Source organism: Neolewinella persica DSM 23188 (assembly GCF_000373105.1).
Classification (GTDB): domain Bacteria; phylum Bacteroidota; class Bacteroidia; order Chitinophagales; family Saprospiraceae; genus Neolewinella; species Neolewinella persica.
This window is the reverse complement of the sequence record NZ_KB890491.1, coordinates 93,814-120,070: the sequence shown is the minus strand read 5'-3', so window position 1 is coordinate 120,070 and position 26,257 is coordinate 93,814. Positions and strand designations below refer to the sequence as shown.

Genomic DNA, 26,257 nt, shown 5'->3' with positions numbered 1-26,257 from the left:
AAGATAGGGATTCTTATACACGCTCATACTTAACCCGCAAAAACATGAAGATGCCGTATGCCAGCAGACCAACACCCGTTAAGGCCAGCAGCCACCAACCGATCGTCCAGCCTTCCAGGGCAGCCAAAGACTCCCCGACTCCCCGAAACTCATTTCCGTTCTGCTGTTGTCCGACGCGGAAAAGCGACCAGGCCATAATGAAATAGACAATGGCTACACCACTCAGGCCGGTGCGGCCAATGTTTCGGAAAACCGACTCCTGGCGTTCGGTAAGCTCCCAGTGTTCGACGTCCTTCATGTGCTGGTTAGAAATTCCCAGCTGCAATGCTGCCACTCCGGCCCCCACCACAAGGACAGCAATCAGGTAAACTGCTGCCTCTCCCCACGAGAAGCTCAATAAGTGCTGTAACAGATCCTTGCGGACATCTTCGCCGGTCTGCTCCCGGAAAAACTGCATAAAAGTGTAAAGGGCCAGTCCGGCATAAGCAACCCCGACCGATATACTGTTGACGCGACTGAACCAGCCATCCCGCTGAGGGTTGGCGAAAAATTTGTACCAGCGCCATACGGAGTAGGCCAACAGGCCCAGGCCCAGCAGGAAATATACGATACGGCCAAAGGGGTTACTACCTAACCACCGAATGATCTCCTGTGGGCCACCGGTACTTCTGGCAACCCCCACCGCTGCCGCCAGGCAAAAGACGCCCATGAGCAAATAGACCAGACCTTTGGCGGCCGAACCGATGCGAAAGAGCCCGTAGCGGGCATTGTGGGGTAATTTCATTACTCCTAGAATCCAATTTGAGAATTAAGGTTGTTCGAAATTGGGAGAATAGCGGGACAAACTTTCCGGTCAGGCCACCAGCGAAGGAAATTCCGTTGTACCTTCGCACACGTTTTAGCGGTTACCGCCCGGAATCATCCGGAAGTACCCGCACAAAGCCAACAACCATGGCCGTAGACGTACTACTCGGTCTCCAGTGGGGAGACGAAGGCAAAGGCAAGATCGTAGATGTTCTTGCCCCTCAATACGATATCATCGCCCGATTCCAGGGCGGCCCCAACGCCGGGCACACCTTAATTTTCGACGGTAAAAAGTTCGTGCTCCATACGGTGCCTTCCGGCATCTTCCGGCCCGGACTTAAAAACCTGATCGGCAATGGTGTGGTGATCGATCCCATTACGCTGAGTAAAGAGCTCGACCAACTCGATGCTGCCGGCGTCGACTACGCTGGTCGCCTCTACGTGGCCCGCAAGGCCCACCTCATCCTACCAAGCCATCGTCTGCTGGACGCTGCCCGGGAAAACGCCAAAGGTGATCGGAAGATCGGCTCGACGCTCAAAGGCATCGGCCCGACCTACATGGACAAGACTGGCCGCAACGGCCTTCGCGTTGGCAACCTGGAAGCACCCGATTTTAAGGAACGCTACGAAGAATTGAAAGACAAGCACCGGCAGCTCGTCGGGCTTTATCCGTTCATCGAATTCGACCTGGCGCAGGAGGAAGAAAAGTGGTTCAAGGCCGTGGAACGGTTGAAAACCCTCGACTTCGTCGATGGGGAATACTGGATCAACGATGCCATGAACAACGGTCAGAAAATTCTGGCAGAAGGTGCTCAGGGCTCAATGCTGGACATCGATTTTGGTACCTACCCGTTCGTAACTTCGTCCAACACCATTACCGCCGGCGTTTGTACCGGTCTGGGCATTGCACCCCAGAAAATTGGCGAAGTGATCGGCATCACTAAAGCCTACTGTACCCGAGTCGGGGGAGGTCCTTTCCCAACGGAGTTGACCGGTGAAACCGGCGAATTCCTCCGGGCTGAAGGCGGCGAGTTTGGCGCCACTACTGGTCGGCCACGCCGCTGTGGCTGGATCGACCTCGTGCAACTACGCTATACCATCATGCTGAGTGGTGTGACGCAGTTGGTCGTAACGAAGGTTGACGTGCTCAATAAATTCGAAACCCTCAAAGCGGCCGACGCTTATGACGTTGAGGGCACGATTACCAACAGCCTGCCGTTCGACCTGGTCCACGAAAACTACCACGCGGTATACACCGAAGTGCCCGGCTGGAACACCAACCTTACCAGCGTAAAGAAAGAAGAGAACCTGCCGGCAGCCTGTATGGACTACGTCCGCTTTCTGGAAGAAAAACTGGGTACGCGGGTATCCATGGTTTCTACCGGTCCGGACCGGGAGGAGCTGGTTGTAAGGGGATAAAGGAAGAGGGAGTAAAGGACGTACTCACTCCTCTGCTCCCTTTTCCTTTCCTCCCTTTTCCTTAACTTACCTGCATGATTCTCCGCTACAGTTACCATTCCGAGCACCACGCTGAGCCCCGCGACCGCTGGGTACACTTCCTGCTGTTTCTCGGGGCTTTTATTCTCTTGCTCGCGGCGGGGCAACAACTGTTCCTTTATTTTACCGATTGGCATGCTGCGGACGATGAACACAGCTGGTGGCACCTGGGCTTTGGCCTGGGATATTTACTGGCTGGAGGAGCACTTGCCTATGTGGGCTATCGCCACGAATGTGCTTCGCGCGGTCCGGCAGATCGTTATGTCAGAGTCAGCGACGATGACCTTACCTGGAGCCTCACCCAAAAGCTGGATGAGCAAAAAATCCCCTTGGCCGACATTGCCTCGGTTGAGCGCCTGAATGTCCGCGATCTTCAGGTGACGTTGAAGGATGGCAGTACCGTTATTATCCCGATTTTCCTGGTGACGAATGAGGCTAAGCAGGAGGAGTTAATGGCGGTTTTGAATGCCGTTTAAATAAGAATTATGTTCTTTTTTCGATAGAGCGTCCCGAAACTGCAGCGCGCCTTGCCTGGCTTAACGTCATCCCTGGTGTCGATCAAAAGGTCTCTGAAATCGTAACGTTGGGGAGCCGACGACCCACCCTGCTTCTACCCCCGATCCTTGCACCCGCGGCCCCGCCCAGATAACCTTTCTGCTGCTCCAGCGTTCCACCTCCGAACCAATAGACCAGTAGCACTAACCGACCAAGCTCATGCACCTCAAGTTGGAAGATATCCTCGCGCAGGAATCCATGTACCGCCGCCATTTCATGAATACCTTACCCGGACCACGTGGCGTCCATATGGTAGGAACTAAAGGCCATCGTGGGGTGGAAAACATCGGCGTTTTTAGCTCCTTTGTCCACATCAGCGCCAGTTCTCCCCCCTTACTGGGCTTCATCATGCGGCCACTGACGGTGCCCAGAGATACCTACCATAATATCAAGGCAAATAAATGGTTTACAATCAATACACTGCACCCTGATTTTCTGGAACAGGCCCACCAAACCAGCGCGAATTACCCAACGGGGACTTCCGAATTTTCCGCTACGGGCCTGACCCCGGAGTACAGCGAAGACTGCAAAGCGCCCTACGTAGCCGAAAGCAAAATTCGCATTGGCCTTACTTTTGAGGAAGAACATAAAATCAGTGGTATCGAGACCTTCTTCATCGTCGGGCGGGTACGGGAGATTTTCTTACCCGACGCTGCCGTCGCCCCTACCGGACACGTCGACCATGAGTTGCTGGAAACTATGAGTGTGGCCGGACTGGACAATTACCACCAGGTGGGTAAAGGTCGCCGGATGCCTTATGCACGGCCCTAGCTTTAGTGTACTTCCGAAAATTATCCCTACTTTTCGGAAGTGAGCTCCTCAGAAATTAAACCGCCCGCCGCCTGGGGTCTAGTAGCCCTCGTGCCTGTAGTCCTGGCCCTGGGAGCGGGTATTGCGGTAGCAGACCTTATCGGCTTCACGCCACCTCCTTACTGGCTATTCCTTGCTTTAGTCGTTGCGATTATTCCAGCCAGTCTTCTCTTCTGGCCCCGCCCGGAACGTTGGCTGGCCGTGTTAGGAAGTGGGCTGGTACTACTGACGGTTTTCGCTTTTGGTGGTTGGCGGATGAATACCGCTTACCAACCTGAGCAAGCAACGTTTTTTGCCCATCATTTGCAACCCGGGGATGTGCTGAGCGGAAAGATCACCAGCCTCCGGCCGGGAGAAACCAACTTGCGGGCCGAAGTAAAAATCAATACTCTGCTGAACGACACTTTGGGTAACCGCCAGGTAACGGGTCGACTCTTGCTCTACTTACCACCCAACGAACGGGCCGCAGAACTAAAAGCGGGGGACTTGATCGTTTTCAGGGGCCAGCCCAGGTTGCTCCGCCCACCCCTCAACCCCGGCGTTTTTGACCTGCGCGCCTACTGGAACCGAAAAAGCATCCACCACAATCTGTTTTTACGGGATGGGGGCGATTGGCGGCCGGCCGGCAGCACCGGCACTGGCCTTACCGCCATTGCCGAAGGCTGGCGACGCGCCTGGTTCAAAACGTTTCAGGAGCACCTCACGGGAGATCGTTTAGCCGTAGCCGCCGCCCTGGTGATGGGGAAACGTGACCTCATTTCCGAAGAAGTCAAATCGGCGTATACAGAAACGGGAGCAGTACATGTCCTGGCCGTTTCGGGGCTACACGTAGGCATTATTTTTCTAATTCTCCGCTTTTTTCTGGTCACCTTATTCAAACTGGACCGTACCCGCAAAGGACGTCTGTCTGTTGCCCTCCTCAGCGTGCTTTGCGTGTGGGCATTTGCCATGGTTTCCGGCCTCAGTCCATCGGTGCAGCGGGCCGCCATCATGTTTTCCATTCTCGCCTTGGGCGGTATTGGAAACCTGCGGACGCACGTTTTCAATACGCTTTCTGCAGCGGCTATTCTAATGTTGGTCATTGAGCCCGGGCAGTTATTCCAGGTAGGCTTCCAGCTTTCTTTTACGGCCATCATCGGCATTGTATGCTTCACAAGTTTCTTTGACCGGCTGGTCTACTGGCCACTAAAAATACTGCGGGGCGCCTGGTCGGCCATGGCCGCTTCTACGGGCGCTCAGCTCGGCACTTTGCCGTTGTCCTTACTTTATTTCGGGCAATTCCCCACTTACTTTTTGCTTAGCGGAACGATCGTGATTCTCTTCGCTTTTGCCACCATGTTTCTGGGTTTAGCCCATGGTTTAGTGGCGGGCCTGCTTGGGTTAAAATCGGTTGCCGGTATTTCCGGTTGGCTGCTGAGTGTGGTGGTCAGCTGGCAAAATGCGCTGATCTTTTTCTTCGGGGGTTTACCGGGGGCACTGCTTAAACCGCCGTATTTCGACGGTATGATGGCCGTATTACTCTCTCTGTTCATCGGCCTGTTAGCGGTCTTCGTTCGTTGGCGGCGCAAGGGTATTTTGGTGGCTGCCGGGCTTAGTTTTTTGGGGATGCTCATCTGGGCGGGGACGCAGGTGCAAAAACAGGATGAAGGAGCAATGGTTACGGTGTTCCACCGCTCCCGCGGCAGCCTGATCGATGTAGACAACGGCGACGGCCACGCCTGGTCCTTCGGTACACAACCGGAGGCCAGGGACCTTGCCTGGACGGCAGGGCCGCGCCGCGCTGCGCGCGGCTATTTCCCCGAAGCAACCCTGCCGCTTACTGGGCAAGACACCGTACTTACCGAAAAGATCGCTCAACGAAACATCCTTTTGTTGCTGGGAGATACCCGTTGGCTGGTATTGGATGGAGAGCAGCAGCTCCAAGACTTAACGGAGGCTGGTACCGTTACTCATGTACTGATCGTAAATGGTTTTAAGGCTGCTAACCTCCCGACGTTCTCCGGGGCACTCCCACTTATAATAGTGGACGGCAGTAATCCATATTACCGATATGATGACTGGCGGGAACAGGCGGAAGTGTCGGGGCTCACCTTACATTTCACCGGAGAGGATGGTGCGTTTGAGTACCGTTGGTGAGCTACAGACTTCAGCCTTAGCAATACCTTAACTAACCATTTTCACGTTAATGCGTAACTTGCACACTTTACGGCCTTTATACAACGAACCTAAAAGAGCTTTACAAACCAACGATGACCAACCGTACTTTGACTGACCTAAAAAAACAATGGCTGCTGTTGCTGCTATTGTGTGCTGGCTTTGCCGGCCTGCAGGGGCAGTGTATGGAGGTGCCGGTATTCGAAACACTTACCCTCGTAGAAAGAGGCTGTAACCAATCAGCGGCCGCCAGCCTGACGGCGTTAACCGCTCCGGAAAGCCGTTGTTTTAGTGTCAATGCAGCTACCGGAGCTGTCGTTTCTTCCACTTTAAGCGCTGAATTAAAGACAGCATTGATCGCCGGCGGCGGCATTCCCACAGCGACCTCTGCCTGCGGCGGAAGCGTAGAAATTTGTGTTGCCGATGAGCAGGAAGCGTCACTAGACTGCGCGGCCGAAAGCCGCCTTGTCCGAACCTACACGGCTCGGAACCTGGCGCCGGAAGCCTCACAAACGACCGTATCAACTTCTCAGATCGTTGCCTTCCTTCGTCCGGAATTATCAGCACTGGAGGGCATGCCCAATGCCATTTTCGTCACCCCCGATGATGGGAACGGAAGGCCGGAAAACCCGGCACCCCGGCAGCAGGATTATCCTTTTTTCGCCGTGGCCAACGGAAACATTCACCTTACAGCTAACTCCTGCAATTTCACCATCACTTTTCAGGATGGCGCCAGAAATGCTGGCTGTGGGAATAACTTCACCTTTGTCCGGACCTTTCAGGTACTTGACGGCTGTGGCGAGCAGGACAACCGGGTGTTTACCCAGGTTGTGAGGGTCGGTGACCAGCAAAATCATTTGATCACACCACCGCTAAGTGTGCAATATCCACTGCAGTTCTCCACCACCAACGATTGCGGATCAGTTTTCGACACCCGGCTCACCGGGTTGAGTATTTCCGATATTTGTGATGGGAGCAGCTCGCTCAATGCCTACATCTACCTCGACGGTGACCTGGCTGGAACGCCGGTCGGGCCTTACGCTGTTTTTGGGCCTAACCCCCAACCATTTACGGACCCCATTCCAGTTGGGCAACACATCATCAGGTACCTGGGACAAGATTCTTACGGCGCTGAAACTTCACTTGACATCGATTTTCAGGTCGTAGATAATAGCCCACCTAATATCGTTTGTGTTCCTGCCTTTACCGTAGCACTCGGCGCAGGAGGTGAAGCCACGCTGGCCGCTTCTTCACTGGATGGAGGGTCTTCTGACAATTGTGGCGCTGTTACCCTTACCGCAGCCTTCGCCGGTAACGGAGGTCAGCAGGTTGGGAACTTTGGCCGGCTGGTAACCTTTAACTGCGGCATGACGGGCCCAACGGCCGTTTTACTGGAAGCAACCGATGAAACCGGCGTAAACCGGAGCCGCTGCCTGGTCAGCGTACTGGTTGTCGATCAAATTGCTCCTACTTGTGTCGCTCCACCAGCAACGGAGTTGACCTGCCGGGCTTTTGCCGATAACCTGCCGACAGATATCGTCCGGCTGTTCAACAACGACCCCGAAGGAACCAATCAGTTACTGGACGATAATTTTGGTCGCCCTACCATTTCCGACAATTGTGATTCCCTGGCCCTACGGATGACCCTACTTGGTAATTTATCAGCCTGTGGTACTGGTCGGTTAGTGCGCCGGTTTGTGGTAAGCGACGAAGCCGGGTTCACCCAAAGTGGGCTTTGCCAGCAAATTATAGACGTCCGCTCTTACGTGGAGTATAGCCTACGCTTCCCTGGAGACCAAAACTACACTTGTGCCGAACTACCCACCCCGGAAGATCTGGTAATTTCTGATGCGGGCTGTGACCTGATTGCCGTTACCACCATGGCAGACACATTAGACAACGATGGTAGCGCCTGCCTTCAGCTAAGGCTGGTGCATGAAGTGATCAACTGGTGTGAATACGATGGCATTTCCGCTATGTTTGACATTCCCCGTGATGCCGATAACGACGGTAACCTTCTACCAACGACCTACCTGAACATCGACGCCGCCAACGACGGTACGTTGGATGATGACCGGGCCGTTCTGGACCGCGATGCCATTAATGGAAACGGCAATGAAATCAGGTTATTAATTGCTGACTACGCGGCCTCTGGCCGGCGGGGTGCATTCCGCTACGAACAATACGTCAGCATTACCGACAACGACCCGCCCACCGTCAACATCCCCGCTCCTGATAATGGACAAACGATTACTGAAGACTGCCTGGGAGGTATCATCCTTGCCTTTACTGCCACTGATGATTGCATAGTTCCTGAAACAACGATTTCACTTGACGTAGATGTCGCGGACCGCAATAACGACGGACAGTTCAATGGCGTGGATTTCGTTGCCGACCGTACCGTAAATCCAAACCGCTTCACGGGAGAGCCGGCCACGGGGGTGGAAGTATTCATCCGCCTTTTACCGATCGGCCGTCACCTTGCACGAGTTAGGACGGCTGATGGCTGTGGAAACCAGGACGAGCAGTTTGTTGTCCTAAACATTAAAGATGGCAAGGCTCCTACCCCTGATTGCCGGCAGGTAAATACTGTCGGCCTGGTCCCTGATGTGGACTTTGGTGGCATTGCCACCGTTTTTGCCACCGACTTTATTCAGGGCCCTCCCGCCATATGTACGGAAGCGGAAATTACTTATGCCATTTTTCCGGAGACGGAAGCTGGCAGGCCAGGTTTTATTCCTTTGGCCAATCAGGTTTCTCTAAGTTATGACTGTAGTGACCTGGGAGAACAGCTGCTTCGGATTTATGCCTTCTCAGAGGCTACGGGCCTACACGACTTTTGTAATATCTCTCTGACGATATCGGCCGCCGACCCGTCGCTTTGTGAGGGAAGACAAGGCACAATCACGGGAGTAATTATGACGGAGGCCGGGGAGCCGATGCAGAACGTCGAGGTTTTTCTCAGTGGGCGAACAGAAATTGCGACCACCTCAGAAATTGATGGCTCCTATTTCTTCGATGGTCTACAGGAAGAACGCGATTATACCGTCCGCCCTTTCTACAACGATGCTCCGATCAACGGCCTTTCTACTTTCGACATCTCAGAACTAAGCCGTTACCTGCTTGGGGAGGATATTGGCCTTACGCCATATCAGTTCATCGCCGCCGACGCCAATAATAACGGCGCAATAACTATCCTTGACCTACTGGAGATCAGAGAGGTGCTTTTGGGTATTGAAGACAACTTTGACAACAACACGAGCTGGCGCTTTGTACCGGCCGACTATGTGTTCCCCGAGCCCAACAATCCCTGGGCAGAAGAATTCCCTACAGCTGCCGTTTTTGCCCCGCTAAGTGGCAACCTTGAAGCAGATTTCATTGCCATCAAGGTGGGAGACATCAATGGCTCCGCCACACCAAGTGGGAACTTCCGATCATCGGGTAACAGCAGCAGTGGCCGTAACCTGAAGGAGGCGACGGTGGAATTGGTAAGGAACGAGTTAATCCCCGGACAATACCAGCTACAATTGCCCGATGGAACTACTACTCTACAAGGCTTACAATTAAGTATGCACTTACCCGAAGGCGCTGTCGTGTCTCCAGGGATTGTTCCTGAGGATGCTTTCGTCGTAGACCGGAATGGGGTACTTCGGCTCAGTTACGTTGCAGAAGCATTGTCTGGCATCACAAAGAACACTCCATTAATACGCTTATCCATTCCCGGCGAAGCTTTACCTTATCTCTTGATGGGAGACCGACTCTTGCAGGAGGGTTACGACAATCAAGGAAGCGTTTATCAGTTAAGCCTGCTACAAATAGCTACCGCTGAAGCTCCCCCTTCGGCCAGAGTATTTCCTAACCCGGTCAGCGACCGGGCGAGCCTGTCATTCCACTGGGAGAAATTTGAAGTGATCCAGCTCAGCATTATTGACGGTACCGGCCGGGAAGTATTCCGAACGGGACTATCGGCCGCTACGGGACAAAACATGGCGAACCTTACCGCTGCCAATTTCAGCGGTCGGGCTGGCGTGTATTTTGTACGCCTGTCGGGCCATGAAAAACAGGAAACAGTACGGGTAGTCGTACGTTAACCCATTATTCCTTAATCCTGTTTTTGCACCTGCGCCCGCGCCTCAATAGCTCATAGTCGGTTAGTCGGTAGTACTTAGGATACTTGCCCTCAATGAATCGCTCCAGCCAAAGAACTATCCTTAACGAACAATCTAAGGGGCCCACCAGGAAACTTTACCTGCCTGATTTGCATTAAATAGGGTCCAACATTACAGCATTATGGCCAAGAAAAATATTGAATACGTTAACCGGAAAGCAAAATTTGAATATCACTTCCTCGAAACAGTGGAAGCTGGTATGATGCTGACGGGGACCGAGATCAAAAGTATCCGGGGTGGCCACGTCAATCTCCGTGATGCTTACTGTATTTTCCAGAATGAAGAACTCTATTGCCGCTCTATTTTCATTGGAGAATATAAGCAGGGCAACGTGCACAACCACGAGGAACGGCGCACGCGTAAGTTGTTACTGAAACGACAGGAACTTACTAAATGGGAGAAAAAAGTAAAGGAAAAAGGTTATACCATCGTCCCTTATCGCCTTTACCTCAATGACCGCGGCATTGCTAAGCTGGAAATTGTTTTGGTACAGGGCAAGAAAGTCTACGATAAGCGGGAGAACATCAAACAAAGGGAAAACAAGCGCTCGCTTGATCGGGCGATGAAGGAATTATAGGTCGCCAGGCGAGATTTGTCCTTACTAACCTGCAAAACTAAAGGCTACCGTAGAGAACCCCTTAGCCTTTGCTCAGTATATGCCCTACGGCAAACAGCCGTCCTGCCTGAGGCGGGACGGCTGTTTGCTATATAGTCCGGTTACCAAGCGGTGCCGGGTTGACGCTTTCCTTTTATTTGAACAGCACTTTAGCCTCCTCATAATTTTCTAAAAAAAAGGCGGTTCGCAAATGCGAACCGCCCTGGGATAATTGGGTATGTAGATAAACCAATTAATTCATTGCCACCGCCTTGTATTCTACAAAGAGGCGAAGATTCATTTGAGCCTCTGCATAGGCTTGTACGAGTGATGGTTGGTGGCGCAGGTTCTGCGGCTTACAGCCTAATAGCCACTGCCGGGCGTCGAACCCGAGATCGTTCGCTACTTGCTGAGCTGTTTCAATGTCAGGATCGACATCGAGCATAACGAGGTTGGGGCGTCCCCAAACGTAACGCTGTACGTCCCACTCTGCTTCCAGTGGTATGCGAAGGCGGTAGCCATTCTTGTTTCTGGGAACAAAACCACGAACGTAGCTGGGGTTCATTTTACGAACCATACGAGCGGACAGGCCCGAAGCCTTGGCCAGACGGCTAAGGCTGATGTGGCGGTAAACGCTGATGCTGGCAACACTGTCTTCCAGAAGGTAATCGGCCGGAGTAAGTCCGTAATCTCCGTAGTAGTTCACGGTGTAAGCAGCGGCAACGTAGGAAGCAACGTATTGCTGCGATTCGCGGGGGAGGTAGCGCTTCACCTTTGGGTAGAAGGTATGACCACCTGCAGAGCGAATGGCGCGGCGCACCCGGCCGGGGCCACAGTTGTAGGCGGCCAGGGCAAGGTGCCAGTCACCAAACTGCTGGTGCAGGTCCTTCAGCATTAATACTGCGGCTTCGGTGGAACGGTACATGTCCAATCGTTCGTCGACGGTTCCGTCGACCCGCAAGCCCATTTCGCGGGCGGTAGCTGGCATCAACTGCCAGAGGCCGGCTGCGTGGGCCGAAGAGACGGCGCCGGGAACCAACATTGACTCCGCCACGGCCAGGTACTTCAGGCTTTCGGGCATCTTATGCTTAGCCAGGTAGTATTCAAAGACGGGGAAGTATTGGTTGGCACGTCCAAGCATACGCTCGGTACTGTGGCTGCCTCCGCCAAGGTAGTCCTTCAACTTGCGTTGGAGGTGGGCATCGGAAGCCGGGGTAGACAACGGCAACTCAAGGCCAGCCAAACGGTGGCTGATGGAAGCTGCGGTTTCGTCGTCAGGGTCGTTATAAGAAGGAGAAATCGAGGTGTAAGTCGAGTTAGCCTGTGCGGAAGTGTACATCGCCAACATAACGGCCATGTACAAGCACTTCAGGAGCTTGCTCATCTAATGTAATTTCGTTCAATAATCACTGACCGCCTCAACGCCACCTGTTCATGGGATTAGCTCTTCGGTCAGCATTTCGGATCGCCTGGGGAGTACGACCTTTTTCTGGGGTTATATCGCCGGGTTAGTGTGAACTTTACCCTAAGCGGTCGCAAAGATACGGGTAACGACCACCATGAGGCAAGCTTTTCGTCCCTAACGGTTTGTTATTCAACGTTTAAGTGGTCGCAGAAGTGTTGTTGTTGATTTGGAGTAAACGGGGCATTTACCCCTGATTTAGCCGCCAAACGGAATAAAAGCACTATTTCCATCTGTTGAAAAGCACGAAACGGAATATTCTACCTGTAGAAATAACGGTGGCTGAGCGAATAATTCGTGGTTATTAAAGTGTTAAAATTTTACGAATTACCCCCGCACCCCGTCTTTTGGGCACCATTCCCTTGCTGGAACAGTACTGTTGGTGTCGATTATCGGCCGGATAAAAAATAGCGTCCTTCCAAAGCTCCGTTGCTAAAGAAAAGTCATTCGCACGCAGTTTTGCCAATATTTTCAGGGCCGTTTGCTCTTGCTCTAGGGCGTGCTTATCGTTTGGGGGCAGAAAAATGGCGGAACGGTATTGCCCACCGTTTCTACTTCGATCGACGGTAAAGTCATGGAGTGTGAAGAACTCGACCAGTAAAGCATGAGTAGAAAGTATGCTGGCATCATACACCACTTCTACCGTTTCCGCGTGGCCGGTTACTTTAGTACAAACTTGTTGGTAAGTAGGATTGGCTACGGTGCCCCCCATGAAGCCGGTCCGGGTACTGATGACGCCGGGAAGTTTCCGCAGGTAAAATTCCCGGCCCCAAAAGCATCCACTGGCCAGATAGATGGTAGCCGTTAGCTTAGCTGCTGCCTGCGGCGGTCAGGTATTACCATCCGTACCCTCCGCGTCGAAATTCTCCCGTTTAATGAACTTAAGAGAGAGACTGTTGACACAGTGGCGGGTGTTCTTCGGGGTAAGACGTTCTCCTTCGAAAACGTGCCCCAGGTGGCCGCCACAGTTGTTGCAGAGAATTTCTACCCGACGGCCATCGGCGTCCCGAATTTTTTCGATGGCACCTGGCACCTCATCATCGAAGGCTGGCCAGCCACAGCCGCTGCTGAATTTATCCTTGCTGTCGTACAGCGGGCTATCACAACGCCGGCAGACGAAGACGCCATCAACTTTGAAGTTGTTGTATTCACCGGTGAAAGGCATCTCGGTGCCTTTACGGACGATCACACGCTCTTCGTCGGCGGTGAGGGGGTTATAATTTTCCGGAGTTTTCATGCGGTACTAACGCAGGAAAGATGCAGTCGGTTCTACCACCCGGAATTACTGACACCGGAAGGCCCAGCTGTTCCTCCAACCTGCATTGCATCCTGCGGCCCCGCCCTGAGTGAGTTAGTGAATGAGTAAGTTAGAGAATAGCTACCGCAGGCGCCGCCCCTATCGCCGCTGCCTCACTTTGACGAATAAACGACCGCCGAAGGTAGCCACGAAGTGCACCGCAAGGAGTGATAACCCCGGTAGCTACTCTCTCCTTCCCCCTTTCAATTATTCGCTCGTTTAGAGTTCTTCGACCACAAAGTCGTAGCTCTCCATGATCACGTTGGCCAGCAATTTCTTGCAGGCGTTCTCTACCTTTTCCTGCGCTTCGTCCGAGTTTTTCGCTTCGAGGCTGATGGTGACATGTTTTCCGATCCGAACAGCGTCAACACCTTCAATGCCGATGTTAGGCAGGTTCTTGACGACCACTTTGCCCTGGGGATCGAGCAGTTCGGCCTTGGGCATGATGTTGATGTGGGCGAGAAACTTCATTCGTTGGAGGTATTTGCTTGCGCGGTCGGTGGTGACACTAGATTAATGATCAGGTACACCCCGACGATGAAAGGAAAGGCCGCCGTCCGCAATACAACTAGGAGGACGATGGCAAGAACCGCAAAGATAATTCGCGTCTCGTTGCCCGCCCACTTCGCGCCTTTTATCTTGAAAGAAAACATTGGATGCTCACTGACCAGCAGGTAGGAAAAAGCGATGATGGCGGGATAAAGGACAAACGGACTGAGCGCGTAAGCCGCCCAGCCGAAGGGATCCAGGGCGTAGATGAGCATAAGGCCAGTTGCAAAAACGGTGCTGGTTGGCGTAGCTACACCCATGAAGTTTTCGGTCTGTCGGGTATCCAGGTTAAACTTGGCGAGCCTGAGAGCAGAAAACATAGCGACGATGAGGCCGGGAGCGGCGTACCAGGACCAGGAAACAGGCAACCCGATTATTTCAGGATCAGGCACGGATGCAGGTGCAGCGGCATCCCCGATAAAGAGCAAGGTGTAGTAAATCACCGCCGGTACTGCACCGAAGGAAACCATATCCGCGAGGCTGTCCAGCTCCTTGCCGTGCTCACTGGATACGTTGAGCAGGCGGGCCACCAGCCCGTCGGCAAAATCAAACCAGCCGGCCGCAAACAGGAACCAAAATGCTGCGACGAACTGATGGTCCAGGATATTGATAATCGCCGCACAACCACAGAAGAGATTGAGCAGGGTGATGAAGTTGGGGATCTGGGACTTTAATTTCACGGGGGGAAGATACGGCAATAGCCGGTGCTTCGCACCTCCAGGTTGCACGTTGCATAGGTTGCAAGTGTTGCAGGGTGTACAGAAACAATGACTTCTCCCCCTTTTGCAGCCTGCAACTCCTGTAACCTGCAACATCAGGCGCCACAGGCGCCAAAAACGTTACCAAACCCATAAACCTGTCATTTAGTCGGTCATTTGCTAACGTTTTCACGTACCTCACCGGTCTCTATTACAGTTATCTATGTCGTTCCCCTAAGTTTACTATCAAATGAAATCATTCTATCCACTTTTTCTTTTCGCTTTCCTTGGCCCGGTACTGGCTTGGGCTCAACCTGCCAATGACGAGTGTATCAACGCCATCGAATTACCTCAGGTGGAAGAATTTTGCTCTGGAGAAGGCGGATTTACCAATGTAAATGCCACCGCTTCTTTTGATCAGAACGGGTACGATGTCTGCGTCAGCGAGCCAGATCAAATGCGGGATGTTTGGTACTCCTTCGTCGCCCTGCGAAACTCCGCCAGTATCACCCTTGACGGGCGCATTCCCGGCAACCAACGCGGTAGCCTGGCCGAGCCACAGATGACCGTTTACGAAAATGGTTGCGGTAGCCTGACCAGTGCCGATGCACTTATATGCAAATCTCCATTCGAAGATGTCAATGGTGTCAACGCCATACTGACGGATTTAACGATTGGTGAAACCTACCTTATTCTGATTGGTGCACGCAACGGGAACCAGGGAACCTTCGAACTTTGTGTTAACCAATTCGACGCCGTACCGGAGCCTGATGCCGACTGCGCTACCGGCGTTGTCCTCTGTGACAAATCTCCCTTCAGCGTCCAGTTTCTTTCCGGCAGCGGAAATATTAGGGAGGACCTGTTATCCAACGGATGTGTTGATGCCGGTTGCCAACCCACCGAAGACAACTCCGCCTGGTATAAGTGGACCTGTGACCAACCCGGCACGCTCGGTTTCACCATTACCCCACTGGGTGCGGCGGTTAATGAAGATATTGACTTTGCCGTCTACGAGCTGACTAATGGCCTGGACGACTGTGGTGCCCGCCAAACCCTACGTTGTATGTACTCCGGCGAAACCCGGGGCAACCCCGATGATCAAAACCTACCTTGCCTGGGGGCTACCGGATTGAGCGTCAATGATAATGACCTCGGGGAGAGTTGTGGCTGCCAGGCTGGTAACAATAACTTTGCCTCTGCCATCGAAATGGTTTCCGGGCGTAGTTATGCCGTGGTAATCTTCAACTTTTCTGCTTCGGGAGACGGCTTCTCCATCGAGTTTAACGGCACGGGCACCTTTCAGGGACCGGAACCGGAATTTACCTTCTCCGATAGCGAGGTCTGCGTCGGCGAAGCCCTCACCTTTCAGGATCAATCCACTTCGCTCGACCAAATCGTAAGCCGCGAGTGGAATTTTGGCCCTACCGCCACACCGCAGACGGCCAGCGGGCCCGGGCCTCACTCCGTTGTGTTCGGCGAAGCCGGTACTCCGGCGGTAGAGCTCATCATCACAACCTCCCGCGAATGCCGGGAGGTCCTCAGCCAGCAAGAAGTGAACGTCATTTGCTGTCAGGGGCAATTTACCGGAGCCGCTACCACCAGCGATGTACTATGCCCCAATGATTCAACGGGAACCATTAACCTCACGGCGACCAGCAGTTTCTCGCCAACTACGCTTACCTACCTATGGAGCAACGATGAAAATACCCAGGACCTCTCCGGCCTACCCACCGGAGACTACACCGTCACCGTCAGCGATGAATCCGGCTGCGAAGACGCTTTCACCTACACCGTAGGCGGACCGGATCCCTTCGTATTCGACACCCTGATCACGATGCCTTCCTGTGCCGGAGGGGTAGACGGTGCGCTGGAGTTCACCACACTCAGTGGCGGTCTCGCGCCTTATGAGTACAGTATCAATGGCAGCCCATTCGGGCCCACCAATAGCATCAGCAGAATCGGTGTTTCCAGCGTGAACGTACGGATGCGTGACGGGAATGACTGCATCGTGGAACAAGACATCTTTGTAGACGAGCTACAACTCGGACTGGTGCGCGGCGTGGACGTATTTACGGAACCGATTTGTGCCGGGGATGCCAACGGCAGCATCCAAATACAGCTGGCCAACGGCCAACCCAATTTCCAGTATGATTTTGGTCTCGGTGGCGGCTTACAATCCAACAATACCCAAACCGGCCTCGCTGCCGGAATGTATAACGTTCAGGCCGTCGATGCCGACGGCTGCACCGGGGAGTTTGCCGTAGAGCTGACTGAACCACCGGCCATCAACCTCTCCGCCCTGAATACCGGAAGTACTTGCTTCGGGACCGACGATGGACAACTCATCATTCTGGCCGAGGGGGGCCGGCCCGGCTATACTTATCGTTTAAATGGCAGCAGCATTACGGATACCGTCCAGATGAATCTGGTGCCCGGCGCCTATGCCTTACAATTGACGGACGACGTCGGCTGCGTAAGTACCATTACCGAAATCGTAACGGAGCCGAACGAGATCTTCCCGGTCTTGTTAGCAACCAATGACCTGGAGTGCTTCGGCGACCCAACCGGGTCATTCCAGGTCACCGCAACGGGCGGCACTCCAGACTACACCTACGCCACTGACGACCGGATGTTCCAGACCGACCCCCTCCTGGATGGTCTTCTCGCCGGAGATTACACCCTTTACGTGATGGACGCTAACGGGTGTCTTGACTCCCTTCGAGGCACCCTTACCCAGCCCCGCGAATTCATCGTGGATCCAGGCGGGGACACCCGAGTCTTCCTGGGTTTCGACACCCTAATCCGGGCCGTTAGCAACTACTCCCCAGTCACCTATGAATGGGGCCCTGATGCCTTCGAATGCGTCAACCCACCCTGTTCCATTATTCGGGTCGGGCCGGTCAATACGACTACTTACACGGTGGTGGGCACCAACGATGCTGGTTGTACGGATACGGCTATGGTGGAAGTTCAGGTCATTGAAGACCTGCCGCTATACGTGCCCAATGCCTTCACGCCCAACGGGGATGGGGTAAACGACGGGTTTACCATCTTCGCCGGGCCAGCCGTTGAGCGCGTGGAAACCTTACGGGTTTTTCACCGCTGGGGTGGCCTGGTATTCGAAAACACCGATTTTCAACCTAATGAGCCGGGCGTTGGCTGGGACGGTACCCTGAACGGAAAGCCCGTTAACCCCGCCGTATTTGTCTATCAGGCAACCGTGCGGTTCGTCAACGGGGCGGTGCAGGACATTTCTGGTGACGTGACGCTGATCAGGTAGCGGGAGAGGATGGGAGAATAATGAAATGTGGGAATGAAAGAATTCCCTGGCCCATCCATACCTTCGCGCCATGGATTATTTCATCGCCCTGGTGGGCGCTCTGTTGGCCGGCGGCATCAATACCCTTTCGGGTAATGGTTCGGCCATTACGTTGACCATCTTGATGGAACTGCTCGGTCTTCCGGCCGATGTGGCCAACGGTACCAACCGCGTGGGGGTACTGGCCAACGGTATTGGCGGCACCTACGCCTTCCAAAAAGCGGGCCGGTTTACGGATCAACCGGAGGCTAAGAAACGGGAGATGTGGCGCATCGTCATCATCTCCTGCGTGGGGGCTTGCGTAGGTATTTATCTCAGCCTGATCATCTCGAACGCTGCCTACAAATCGTTCTTTCGTTACCTGCTGGTGGTGATGTTGTTAGTACTATTGATCAAGCCTAAGCGCTGGCTTGTACCGCAGGAAAACAAACCACCGCTACCGCTTTGGATCACCGTAATCCTCTTCTTTCTATTGGGTATTTACGGTGGTTTTATCCAAATGGGAATGGGGGTATTCTTCCTGGCGGTAATGGTGCTTGCGGCGCACTACGAGATCATCCAGGCCAATGTGGTGAAGGTGATAGTCGTCACCATCTATACCGTTCTTGCAGTAGCTGTTTTTGCCTGGCAGGACCTCATCGATTGGCGCATCGGGGCATTGATGGCTTTGGGGCAACTGGTGGGAGGTTACCTCACCGCGCGGTTCGCAGCTACGCATCCAAAAGCGGGGCTGTACGCTTACCGGCTGTTGATTGTGGTTATTATTGGGGCCATTGCCAAGGCGTTCTGGCCTTTTTAGGCGGGGTCGCTAAAAAGGATACCCCAGTCCCAACTGAAACGTCAGATCCCGGAACCTGAAGCTGCTGAAGCTGCGCCAGTAAGTGCTTTCACCGAACGAAGTCCCATCGCGATCCAACGGCTCTCCGAAGCCGTCTTGCGGATAGTTGTACCGAAGCGGCAGGGAAACGTCGAGACGGAAAAGGAAATAACTGAGGTCCGTTCTCAAGCCGGTACCCGCAGACATGGCGAGTTGCCGGTAAAAAGCCTGATTAACAAATGTGCCAGCTTCATTGGCCCGCTTACTAAGCAGGAATTGGGAACCCGGGCGTTCCGGATCTTCCTCAAACGTCCAGATATTACCGATGTCCGCAAAGAAGGCGCCACGAAAGAAAGAGGCGATGTTGAAACGGTACTCCAGGTTAAGCTCTAATCGAAAATCACCGGTCTGAAACAACTGGAGATTATTATTGGTGCTGAGACTCAGGGTATCCACAAACCCACCCGGACCAAGCCCACGCGGTGCCCAGGCCCGCATCGAATTAGCGCCGCCTGCAAAAAACTGCTTCACGTAAGGTACCGCTTCGGAGCCGCCATAGGGCCGCCCGGCAGCTACCAAAAAACGCGCAGCAAAAGATTTGAGCGGGTTGTACTGTTTTTGGTAACGAATATCGGCCAGCGCCAGGGCATACTTGGCAAAAGTAGCCCCTTCCTTCGGCGTGATGATCCGATTGTTTTCCGAAAAAAGATTAAGCGCATCATTGAACAGGCTAACCTCTGCCCCCGCTAACTCCAGCTGCCCGTTAAAGGAGAGTGAGCGGCCCCGGCGGTCGACACGGCCACTCCGGGTGTATTCCAGATCACGGAAGAATAAGGAGAAAAAGTACTGTTCTCCGATACTGCGACGGAGGAATTCGTTTTGCTGGAGAATTATCTCGAATTCACGTTCAATGGTTGGAGCCAGTACGTCGATAGCGAGGTTATTTATCCGGTAGTTGGTGGTTGCCGAACGTTTGAAGTCGTACCCCAGCCGAGCATTCAGTAAAGTATAAGCGTAGAACCGTTGGATTGACAAATACTCGTACCCCAGGCTGTACCTTGTACTCGCACGCTCCCGTAATTGATTTAAAAAATCATCGGAGACAATTCGGCTACCAAAAGGGGAAGGAATCTTATTCAGGAAGTTGTAGACCCCGAAGTCCTGGAATCGGGGAAGGTAGAGGCTGACGTCGGCCGACAGGTCAATGGTATTAAAAAAAGCGGTATTTCGCCGCTTGACTCTTGGGTTGAGTTCTACTCCGGCCCGCAGACTGGTAACCAGGAGCTCCGCACCACCAAAGACGTTCCGGTTCTGGAAGCTGGGGGTCAGGCTGACCCCGATCAGGTTGCCCGCACCAACGTTTCCATTCCGATTGGTGTAGTTAAGGTCGAGGTCGGCGCCAAGAGACATCCGGTCGCTCGGCGTAAGTTGTACCTGATAATTGAGTATCCCAGGGTCCAGGGTATCAATCTGTTGATTGATGCGGACGAAGCGATAGATCCCCAGGGCGTTCATCGAGAGGTTGGTCTTTTCGAGGTCCGAATACCGGAGAAATTCTCCGGAAGTCAGGAAAACACTTTTGCGGAGCAACTCCGGTCGCATTCTGAAGGAAGGCTCGTTGGAAAGAAACCTCACGCCGTTGATGGTGGTATCGAGCCGGTAGCCGCCACCCGGAGAAACGGGGGAGAAGTCCGTCAATACCGTAATGCTCCCCACCCGGTAGCGGTCATAAGCCGCTTCCCGCTCTGCGGGTAAGATGCTGAGGTAAACGTCCGCCAGGCCGCTTTGCCGGTTGGTGTCTACCTCAAGCTTATCGAAATAAGATCCCGAAAAAAAAGCGAAACCTTTGTTGCGGAAATAAGTGCTGATCCGCGCTTTCTCCTTGTCGAACAGATTCAGGTCCAGCGGTGCACCGGGCTGTAGCTCACTTTCTGTTTTACTGAGTTGCAGCAGGCTGTCCACCTGGGGGTCCGGGCTGGTAAATTCAACGGAGTCGATGGCAAAGCGTTTTCCGGCCTCCACGTGGTAGATCAGGTCAACCTTGCGGCGCTTCCCCCGATCGGCTTCATGGTATACGGTTGCTCTGAGGTACCCCAACTTGAGGAGGTAGTCCTTCATGTCGGTGGTCGAAATCCTGCTCAGGCTGTCACTATAAATCGTAGGTGGCTGACCGAGCGTGTTGCGCAAAAAGCGGTCGATGCGCGTAGTGTCTTTAGGTTTATTGTTGTCGAGGTAAAATTGTTCCCGGGGCCAGAAGGCGAGAAAGTTACCGTTGGGCTGCTGCCGGGCGAGGGTGGAGAGTTCGTAAGCGACGTCTGCGCGTTTCGTCACATTTTTAGGGTCGGCGAGTTTGATGCGGTAGCTGGTGAGTAATTCCTGGTCCTCCGCCAGAAATTTGGTAGTATTGCACGACGACGCCAGCACGGTTAGCAGCAGGGCGACGTACCATACGCCCGCGCCCGCCGGGCGCCAACCCCGCTTCAATATGCCCATCAGCTCCGGTACCATTAAATTCATAAGCAGCCTCAAACAGAGGAAGTTTCGGCAAAATTACCACAAATTCACCGCCGAAGGCGGACGGATCGTCGCAGAACTACTGACACAGTCCCGTTATCGTGTCGATCACCTCTACGCACTGGAGGAGTGGGCAGCAGCGCTGCCCGCGCCACCAACGGTTCCTTTAACGTTGGTAAGCCCAAAAGAATTGGGTAGAATTTCCCAATTGAGAACACCAAATCAGGTGGTGGCGGTTGTTGATTTACCTGATGTTGCTGAAGACTTGCCCACGGACATGGCCACCAGCTGGTCTTTATATCTCGACGGGGTTCAATCTCCAAGTAATCTCGGTGCCTTACTACGTATCGCCGACTGGTTCGGTTTTCATCATGTTATTGCTGGTGCGGGGACTGCGGATTTGTACGCCAGCAAGAGTATTCAGGCCACCATGGGATCGTTTTTACGCATCGATTTTCGACAAGGTGACCTGACTGAAGTCACCACTAAATTTCCCGATTTACCGATCTTTGGAGCCGATCTTTCCGGAGAAAACATCTATGGCTTGCGGGCTCCGGAGGCCGGCATGCTGGTCATCGGGGCCGAAGGGCCCGGCGTGAGTACGGCGGCGCGAACGCAGGTGCAAAGGTGGTTAAACATTCCCCGGGCCCCGGGCCGGGAGGCGGAAAGTCTGAACGCTGCGGTGGCTGCGGGGATTTTGTGTGGAGGGATCGTTAATAGTCTGGTAGACTCGTAGTCTTGTGGTCTTGTCGTGCTACCGCACGAGGCAGCTCACTTCATTCGTGGAAGACCACCAGACTAAAAGACTACAAGGCTAACAAACCTTGCTCTTTAAAAAACCGTTCTTTGTACCTGCGGCCGCGCCAAAACATCACACCTTCCCGTGCAAATATTTGTCGCCTCCAATGTGCGGCAGCCTACAAGACCACAAGACTAACTGACCACAAGACTAAGAAAAATGCTCTACGATCAAATCCAGGAAACTGTCGCCTTCATCCGCCAACGCGCTAGTACGCAGCCCAAGCTTGGCATTATCCTCGGCACGGGCCTGAGTTCCATGACGGAAGACATTGTGGTAGAACGCGAATTCGTGTATGGCCTGCTGCCTTATTTCTGCGCAGCTACGGTTGATTCTCACCGGGGCAAACTAATTCTGGGCACCTTACACGGCGTGCCGGTGGTGGCCATGGCCGGTCGACTGCATTACTACGAAGGTTACTCCATGCAGGAACTAACCTTTCCCGTACGCGTGCTTGCCGCCCTGGGTATTGAACATCTGATCATCTCTAATGCCAGTGGTTCGGTCAATGCCGACATCAACACCGGTGACCTCATTTTCATCCGCGACCACATCAACATGCAGCCCGACAATCCGCTGCGTGGCGCCAACGATCCCCGCCTTGGCCCCCGTTTCCCAGATATGTTAAATGCCTACGACCGTCAACTCAACGCCTGGGCCATCGAACGGGCCGCCGATCACGGCATCACTGCTCACGAAGGTATTTACCTCGCCCTCCCCGGCCCCAATCTTGAAACACCCGCCGAATACCGCATGGCGCACATCATCGGTGCCGACTGCATCGGCATGTCTACCGTACCCGAAGTACTCGTGGCCCGTCACGCAGGCTTGCCCGTTTTCGTAATCTCCGTCGTCTCCAACAAGTGCTACCCCATCGTCGAAATCCAACCTACTACGGTGGACGACGTGATCGCTACCGTGCAGGCGGTGGAGCCTAAGTTGCGGGGGCTGATGAAGGAGGTGGTGCAGCGGTTGGGGTAAAAGAGAATGGGAGGATTAGAGAATTAGAGAATGCCCTATTCAAACATTCTCTAATTCTCCTATTCTCTACCGCCCCAAATGCACCAACAGCACCGAAACATCGGCAGGCGAAACGCCAGAAATCCGACTAGCCTGCCCAATAGTCCGGGGCTGCAGTTCGCTGAGCTTCTGCCGGGCTTCCATACTGAGGCTTTTGAGTTGGTTGTAGTCGAAATCAGCGTGTAGCTTGATGCCTTCCAGTCGACTGGTTTTCTCCACCGCAGCTCTTTCCCGTTCGATGTACCCTTCGTACTTCATCGTGACTTCAGCGAGGTTGATGATTTCGTCGTCGTAGGGGGTAAGGAAATCGTTGAGGGCAGGCACGGTGGTAGCAAGCTCCGGCAGGGAGATGCCCGGACGCGAGAGGATGGTGAGCAGTTTCACACCTTGCTTCAGCGGGGTATCGCCTTTGGCTTCCAGAAAGCCGTTGAGCTGATCGGGGGTAACACTGATATTGCCGAGTTCCCGCTGGATTGCGGCAACGGCCTCCCGTTTTTCGTTGACCCGATCCATCCGGCCATCCATGTTACGGACACCGAGAGCCGCAGCAATGGGGCTGAGGCGCAGATCGGCATCATCTTGCCGCAGCAAGATGCGATACTCCGCCCGGCTGGTAAACATCCGGTAAGGTTCATCGGTACCTTTATTGATCAGGTCATCGATAAGCACACCGATGTAGGCCTCGCTTCGCTTGAGCACCAGTGGGTCACGTTCTTGTACGGCCAGCGCGGCGTTCATGCCGGCCATGAGGCCCTGGCAGCCCGCTTCTTCGTAGCCCGTGGTGCCGTTGATCTGGCCAGCGAAGAACAGCCGGGGAACCAGGCGGGTCTCCAGCGTAGCCTGCAGCTGGGTAGGGGGAAAGAAGTCGTACTCGATGGCGTAGCCGGGGCGGAACATCTTGGCGTTTTCGAAACCTACGATCTTACGCAGGGCCTTATACTGTACGTCTTCGGGAAGACTGGAGCTGAAACCGTTGACGTATATCTCGCAGGTATTGCGGCCTTCCGGTTCTACGAAGAGCTGGTGGGCATCCCGGCCGGCGAAGCGGTCGATCTTATCTTCAATGCTGGGGCAATAGCGCGGGCCCAGGCCGCGGATGCGTCCGTTGAACATCGGACTGCGGTCAAAACCTTCGCGCAGGGTCTCGTGTACTTCCTTGCTGGTGTAGGTAATGTGGCAGGGCATTTGATTAACCAGCGGCGGCGTGTCGGTGTAGCTGAAGCGGCCGGGGTTTTCGTCGCCGGGTTGCTCGGTCATCTTGCTCCAGTCGAGCGTGCGCCCGTCGAGGCGGGCGGGGGTACCTGTCTTCATCCGGCCACTTTCGAAGCCGAGACCTTGCAGCTGCGCGGTGAGGCCCGTAGCTGCGCGCTCTCCGGCGCGGCCGCCACCAAATTGCTTTTCGCCGATATGGATGGTACCATTGAGAAAAGTACCGTTGGTTAGCACCACGGAGTGGGCCGGGATCTCCAGGCCCAGGCTGGTATGGACGCCGCAGGCGCGACCATCTTTGATGACTACGCCGGTGACCATTTCCTGCCAGAAATCTACATTGGGGTGGGCCTCCAGCCGTTCGCGCCAGTTGAGGGCGAAGGCCATCCGGTCGCTTTGGGCCCGTGGGCTCCACATGGCGGGACCTTTACTTTTGTTGAGGAGGCGAAACTGGACCATCGTTTCGTCGGTGATGATACCGGAATAGCCGCCAAGGGCGTCGATCTCCCGCACGATCTGCCCCTTACCCACGCCACCCATGGCGGGGTTGCAACTCATCTGCGCGATGGTCTGCAAGTTCATGGTAGCCAGCAGCACTTTTGCGCCGAGATTGGCGGCGGCTATGGCTGCTTCGCAGCCGGCGTGGCCGGCTCCGACAACGATGACGTCGTAGGTGGGGAACATAAGGAGTGGGGGTTACTTGTTGGTTACTAACGCTTGGGAAAGGGGCAAAGTTACGGGTTTTCCCGGTTCCCCGTCCTGAAGGCCAGGCAGGTAATTTGTCCGGCCCGAAGGCCGGGGAACCAATCTGGACGACTTAACTTCGCACCATGTCAAAATCTTCCTCCCCACGCATTGGTATCCTAGGCGGCGGCCAACTAGGCAAAATGCTGTGTCAGGCCGGTGCTCCCTGGCACCTGCCCATCCACGTGCTCGATCAAAACCACAGTTTCCCAGCCGCTAATTACGCGACGGTGTTTCACCGGGGTAACTTTCGGAACAAGGCCGACGTGCTGGAATTCGGTCGCAAGATGGACATCGTTACCATCGAGATCGAGCACATCGATACGGCGGCGCTGCACCAGTTGGTGGCCGAGGGCATTAAAGTATATCCGCAACCCGACAAGATTGACCTGATCAAAGACAAGGGTTTGCAGAAACAATTTTATGCTGACCATGACATAGCAACGTCTTCTTTTGCGCTGTACGCAGGTGCAAAGGAAGTTCTGGAAGCATTGGAAGCTGGCGAAGTATCTCTGCCCTTCGTACAAAAGGCACGTACTGGCGGCTATGATGGCCAGGGCGTGGCGGTAATCCGTAATACGGCGGACCTGAAAGAAAAAATACTGGATGTTCCCTGTGTGGTCGAAGCCCTGGTCGACATCGATAAGGAGTTGGCCGTCATTGTTACCCGAAACCCTTCGGGCGAACTTCGGGTATTCCCCACCGTCGAGATGGAATTTCATCCTACTGCCAACCTCGTCGAATTCCTGATCTGCCCAGCCGCCATAGACTCAGATACTGACGCAGCTGCAGCCGCGCTGGCGCGCGCCGTTGCTCAAAAAATGGACATCGTCGGCCTGCTGGCCGTCGAGCTGTTCCTTACTAAGGCAGGTGAGATTCTCGTCAACGAAGTGGCTCCCCGTCCTCACAATTCCGGCCACCACACCATAGAGGCGTGTATGACCAGTCAGTATGAGCAACACCTGCGGGCGATCATGGACCTACCCCTGGGGCCTACGGACCTCCTTCGCCCCGGGGCGATGATCAACCTCCTGGGGGCCGAGGGACACACCGGTCCCGCAGTATACGATGGTTGGGCAAATCTGCTGGCGATCCCCGAAGTGTACCCCCACCTCTACGGCAAAGCGGAGACCCGCCCTTTCCGTAAGATGGGCCACGTCACGGCCCTGGGCGATACGGTCGCTATGGCCCGGGAGCGAGCAAAGCAGGCTAAGGTGGCGGTGCGGATTGTAACAACGGAGTGAA

Annotated in this window: 19 protein-coding genes; 11 read left to right on the top strand and 8 right to left on the bottom strand. The window is 54.2% G+C overall.

Annotated features, from left to right (window positions below):
• Nucleotides 1–13 precede the first annotated feature (13 nt).
• The gene (locus B036_RS0126245) at nucleotides 14–784 is read right to left on the bottom strand and encodes a DUF1206 domain-containing protein (protein ID WP_020571706.1); all 771 of its coding nucleotides are present in this window, start codon (nucleotides 782–784) and stop codon (nucleotides 14–16) included.
• Nucleotides 785–951: 167 nt separating this feature from the next.
• Between B036_RS0126245 and B036_RS0126240 the strand changes: the two genes are divergently transcribed.
• The 6 genes from B036_RS0126240 to smpB all read left to right on the top strand — a co-directional run bounded on the left by B036_RS0126240 (nucleotide 952) and on the right by smpB (nucleotide 10,566).
• Nucleotides 952–2,223: an adenylosuccinate synthase gene (locus tag B036_RS0126240; RefSeq protein WP_026232367.1), complete on the top strand. Its 1,272-nt coding sequence runs from the start codon at nucleotides 952–954 to the stop codon at nucleotides 2,221–2,223.
• 74 nt (nucleotides 2,224–2,297) lie between these two features.
• Nucleotides 2,298–2,777, top strand: a complete 480-nt coding sequence (locus tag B036_RS0126235; protein WP_020571704.1) for a hypothetical protein — start codon at nucleotides 2,298–2,300, stop codon at nucleotides 2,775–2,777.
• Between the two features lie 238 nt (nucleotides 2,778–3,015).
• Nucleotides 3,016–3,627, top strand: a complete 612-nt coding sequence (locus B036_RS0126230) for a flavin reductase family protein (RefSeq protein WP_020571703.1) — start codon at nucleotides 3,016–3,018, stop codon at nucleotides 3,625–3,627.
• Nucleotides 3,628–3,666: 39 nt separating this feature from the next.
• The gene (locus B036_RS0126225) at nucleotides 3,667–5,802 is read left to right on the top strand and encodes a ComEC/Rec2 family competence protein (RefSeq protein WP_020571702.1); all 2,136 of its coding nucleotides are present in this window, start codon (nucleotides 3,667–3,669) and stop codon (nucleotides 5,800–5,802) included.
• Between the two features lie 113 nt (nucleotides 5,803–5,915).
• Complete coding sequence (locus tag B036_RS0126220; protein WP_020571701.1) at nucleotides 5,916–9,911, top strand: T9SS type A sorting domain-containing protein; 3,996 nt, start codon at nucleotides 5,916–5,918, stop codon at nucleotides 9,909–9,911.
• A gap of 199 nt (nucleotides 9,912–10,110) precedes the next feature.
• On the top strand, nucleotides 10,111–10,566 hold the full coding sequence (gene smpB / locus B036_RS0126215) for an SsrA-binding protein SmpB (RefSeq protein WP_020571700.1): 456 nt from the start codon (nucleotides 10,111–10,113) through the stop codon (nucleotides 10,564–10,566).
• Nucleotides 10,567–10,837: 271 nt separating this feature from the next.
• Here smpB and B036_RS32725 read toward each other — a convergent pair whose 3' ends face one another.
• The 5 genes from B036_RS32725 to B036_RS31230 form a co-directional block, all read right to left on the bottom strand.
• Nucleotides 10,838–11,968: a lytic transglycosylase domain-containing protein gene (locus B036_RS32725; protein ID WP_020571699.1), complete on the bottom strand. Its 1,131-nt coding sequence runs from the start codon at nucleotides 11,966–11,968 to the stop codon at nucleotides 10,838–10,840.
• Nucleotides 11,969–12,350: 382 nt separating this feature from the next.
• A complete protein-coding gene (gene msrA, locus B036_RS31235) occupies nucleotides 12,351–12,836 on the bottom strand; it encodes a peptide-methionine (S)-S-oxide reductase MsrA (protein ID WP_264758382.1) in 486 nt (161 codons plus the stop codon).
• A 39-nt stretch (nucleotides 12,837–12,875) separates the two neighbouring features.
• Nucleotides 12,876–13,283, bottom strand: coding sequence for a methionine-R-sulfoxide reductase (locus tag B036_RS0126200; RefSeq protein WP_020571697.1), 408 nt, complete (start codon nucleotides 13,281–13,283; stop codon nucleotides 12,876–12,878).
• A 279-nt stretch (nucleotides 13,284–13,562) separates the two neighbouring features.
• Nucleotides 13,563–13,814: a phosphoribosylformylglycinamidine synthase subunit PurS gene (gene purS, locus B036_RS0126195; protein WP_020571696.1), complete on the bottom strand. Its 252-nt coding sequence runs from the start codon at nucleotides 13,812–13,814 to the stop codon at nucleotides 13,563–13,565.
• Entirely contained in the window at nucleotides 13,811–14,572 is a 762-nt protein-coding gene (locus B036_RS31230) for a CDP-alcohol phosphatidyltransferase family protein (RefSeq protein WP_020571695.1), read from the bottom strand. The genes purS and B036_RS31230 overlap by 4 nt, the downstream gene beginning before the upstream one ends.
• Before the next feature lie 268 nt (nucleotides 14,573–14,840).
• On the opposite strand from B036_RS31230, the gene B036_RS0126185 reads away from it, so the two are divergent.
• Both B036_RS0126185 and B036_RS0126180 read left to right on the top strand, forming a co-directional pair.
• On the top strand, nucleotides 14,841–17,870 hold the full coding sequence (locus tag B036_RS0126185) for a T9SS type B sorting domain-containing protein (protein ID WP_020571694.1): 3,030 nt from the start codon (nucleotides 14,841–14,843) through the stop codon (nucleotides 17,868–17,870).
• A 70-nt stretch (nucleotides 17,871–17,940) separates the two neighbouring features.
• Nucleotides 17,941–18,708, top strand: coding sequence for a sulfite exporter TauE/SafE family protein (locus B036_RS0126180; RefSeq protein ID WP_020571693.1), 768 nt, complete (start codon nucleotides 17,941–17,943; stop codon nucleotides 18,706–18,708).
• Between the two features lie 9 nt (nucleotides 18,709–18,717).
• Here B036_RS0126180 and tamL read toward each other — a convergent pair whose 3' ends face one another.
• Nucleotides 18,718–21,243, bottom strand: a complete 2,526-nt coding sequence (gene tamL / locus B036_RS0126175; protein ID WP_020571692.1) for a translocation and assembly module lipoprotein TamL — start codon at nucleotides 21,241–21,243, stop codon at nucleotides 18,718–18,720.
• On the opposite strand from tamL, the gene B036_RS31225 reads away from it, so the two are divergent.
• Both B036_RS31225 and B036_RS0126165 read left to right on the top strand, forming a co-directional pair.
• Nucleotides 21,212–21,976, top strand: coding sequence for a TrmH family RNA methyltransferase (locus tag B036_RS31225; protein ID WP_020571691.1), 765 nt, complete (start codon nucleotides 21,212–21,214; stop codon nucleotides 21,974–21,976). The genes tamL and B036_RS31225 overlap by 32 nt on opposite strands.
• 222 nt (nucleotides 21,977–22,198) lie before the next feature.
• Nucleotides 22,199–23,020, top strand: a complete 822-nt coding sequence (locus tag B036_RS0126165) for a purine-nucleoside phosphorylase (protein ID WP_020571690.1) — start codon at nucleotides 22,199–22,201, stop codon at nucleotides 23,018–23,020.
• 66 nt (nucleotides 23,021–23,086) lie between these two features.
• Here the strand turns inward: B036_RS0126165 and mnmG are convergent, their stop codons facing one another.
• Entirely contained in the window at nucleotides 23,087–24,952 is a 1,866-nt protein-coding gene (mnmG, locus tag B036_RS0126160; protein ID WP_020571689.1) for a tRNA uridine-5-carboxymethylaminomethyl(34) synthesis enzyme MnmG, read from the bottom strand.
• A 146-nt stretch (nucleotides 24,953–25,098) separates the two neighbouring features.
• Here mnmG and B036_RS0126155 point away from each other — a divergent pair, with 146 nt between their 5' ends.
• The gene (locus tag B036_RS0126155; protein ID WP_020571688.1) at nucleotides 25,099–26,256 is read left to right on the top strand and encodes a 5-(carboxyamino)imidazole ribonucleotide synthase; all 1,158 of its coding nucleotides are present in this window, start codon (nucleotides 25,099–25,101) and stop codon (nucleotides 26,254–26,256) included.
• Nucleotide 26,257 lies beyond the last annotated feature (1 nt).

Bases quoted from the DNA above. Each gene is read 5' to 3' on its own strand.
- B036_RS0126245 (WP_020571706.1), bottom strand. From the start codon at position 784: ATGAAATTACCCCACAATGCCCGCTACGGGCTCTTTCGCATCGGTTCG.
- B036_RS0126240 (WP_026232367.1), top strand. From the start codon at position 952: ATGGCCGTAGACGTACTACTCGGTCTCCAGTGGGGAGACGAAGGCAAA.
- B036_RS0126235 (WP_020571704.1), top strand. From the start codon at position 2,298: ATGATTCTCCGCTACAGTTACCATTCCGAGCACCACGCTGAGCCCCGC.
- B036_RS0126230 (WP_020571703.1), top strand. From the start codon at position 3,016: ATGCACCTCAAGTTGGAAGATATCCTCGCGCAGGAATCCATGTACCGC.
- B036_RS0126220 (WP_020571701.1), top strand. From the start codon at position 5,916: ATGACCAACCGTACTTTGACTGACCTAAAAAAACAATGGCTGCTGTTG.
- smpB (WP_020571700.1), top strand. From the start codon at position 10,111: ATGGCCAAGAAAAATATTGAATACGTTAACCGGAAAGCAAAATTTGAA.
- B036_RS32725 (WP_020571699.1), bottom strand. From the start codon at position 11,968: ATGAGCAAGCTCCTGAAGTGCTTGTACATGGCCGTTATGTTGGCGATG.
- B036_RS0126200 (WP_020571697.1), bottom strand. From the start codon at position 13,283: ATGAAAACTCCGGAAAATTATAACCCCCTCACCGCCGACGAAGAGCGT.
- purS (WP_020571696.1), bottom strand. From the start codon at position 13,814: ATGAAGTTTCTCGCCCACATCAACATCATGCCCAAGGCCGAACTGCTC.
- B036_RS0126185 (WP_020571694.1), top strand. From the start codon at position 14,841: ATGAAATCATTCTATCCACTTTTTCTTTTCGCTTTCCTTGGCCCGGTA.
- B036_RS0126180 (WP_020571693.1), top strand. From the start codon at position 17,941: ATGGATTATTTCATCGCCCTGGTGGGCGCTCTGTTGGCCGGCGGCATC.
- B036_RS31225 (WP_020571691.1), top strand. From the start codon at position 21,212: ATGCCCATCAGCTCCGGTACCATTAAATTCATAAGCAGCCTCAAACAG.
- tamL (WP_020571692.1), bottom strand. From the start codon at position 21,243: ATGAATTTAATGGTACCGGAGCTGATGGGCATATTGAAGCGGGGTTGG.
- B036_RS0126165 (WP_020571690.1), top strand. From the start codon at position 22,199: ATGCTCTACGATCAAATCCAGGAAACTGTCGCCTTCATCCGCCAACGC.
- mnmG (WP_020571689.1), bottom strand. From the start codon at position 24,952: ATGTTCCCCACCTACGACGTCATCGTTGTCGGAGCCGGCCACGCCGGC.
- B036_RS0126155 (WP_020571688.1), top strand. From the start codon at position 25,099: ATGTCAAAATCTTCCTCCCCACGCATTGGTATCCTAGGCGGCGGCCAA.